At 59.1% G+C, this 1,435-nt stretch carries 1 protein-coding gene; it reads left to right on the top strand.

Annotation, left to right across the window (positions count from 1 at the left end; genetic code table 11):
* Positions 1-1,435: SdrD B-like domain-containing protein (locus tag FUA23_RS22155; RefSeq protein ID WP_319923277.1), on the top strand; the 1,435-nt coding region annotated here is incomplete at both ends.

The raw sequence follows: 1,435 nt of genomic DNA, 5'->3' as shown, positions 1-1,435 counted from the left end.
ATCGATAATGTCGCCGAAATATCCGCTGCCAGCAATGCCCTGGGCCTGCCCGACGAGGATTCTCAACCCGGCGACAACGGCGGCGATGCCCCCGAAACCGACACGGATGATGAAGAAGATGACAACGGACCACACGGCAACGGTATGACCGATAACCCCGCCGATGCCGACGATTTCGACCTCGCCCGCGTCTCGATTGAGACCGTGAGCCTGGGCAGCACCGTTTTCCTGGACAATAACAACGACGGCTTCCAGAACGGAGCCGACACCGGCATCGTCAACGTGGAAGTACAATTGTTCGATGCTGATACCGAAATGCAGATCCTGACGGATGCCACCGGTGCCCGGGTGCTCGACCCAGCCGATGCCGCAACGGTAGTAACGGATGCAAATGGTGATTATCATTTCACCAACCTCCTACCGGGCGATTACTACGTCGTGATCCCAAGCAGTCCGGCGGCGGCCCCGATTTCGTCGAACAACACCGGCATCGCTTTCTCCGAAACCGACCCGGACGACAACCTGGACAACGACGATGAAGGCTTACAGCCCGGCGGCAGTGGCACCAGCGTGAGCAGCGACACCATCACCCTGATGCTCGGCGACGAACCACTGAACGGCGCGAACGCAGGTGAAGAGTCTGCTCAGGGCAATGCCCAGGACGATGTCTTCGACAGCAACGGAAACATGACGCTCGACTTCGGTTTCTTCGCTCCGGTCAGCCTCGGCGACACCGCTTTCGTCGACCTGAACGGCGACGGCCTGCAGACGATGGGAGAGCCCGGCATCGGTGGCGTAACCGTTACGCTGCTGGACAGCAACGGCGACATCGTTACGCTTGATGCGGAAGGCAACGCCATTACCGGCGTGACAACTACTGCACCTGACGGAAGCTATGGCTTTGCCAACTTGCCTCCGGGCAGCTACTCGGTCGTCTTCGACATCTCAACGGCAGACAACGCAGAATTCTACGACTTCACCACGGCCGATGCCGGTGGGCTCGATGAAGACGACAGCGACAACAGCATTGCGCTGACCGAATTCACCGCTCAGACCAATCCGACCGACTTTCTTAACAGCGGAGAGATGGACCTGACGCTCGACGTGGGTGTTGTCTGTGACATCGAAGTCATCGTTGCCGAGCCGTTCACCATTTGTTCCACGCAACCGGTGATTCTGAACGAAGGCGCCAGCATCAGCCCTGCCTCCCTGGGCGGCAGCTGGAGCACCCCCGACGGAACAGGAGTGTTTACGACGGGCACTGATTTCGCTACCGCAACAACTTACACCCCAAGCAAAGAGGACGCCCTGCGCGGTTCCGTTACGTTCATCCTTACCACCAACGATCCCGCCGGGCCTTGTGAGGCCGTAAGCAACCAGGTGACGGTGGAGGTACTGAACGTGGATTGCGGATCTTTCTTCTGGGATGGGGAGT

This window comes from Neolewinella aurantiaca, assembly GCF_008014675.1.
GTDB classification, from domain to species: Bacteria; Bacteroidota; Bacteroidia; order Chitinophagales; family Saprospiraceae; genus Neolewinella; species Neolewinella aurantiaca.
Note: the sequence above shows the minus strand (reverse complement) of the source record. Positions and strands in the feature narration are given on the sequence as shown.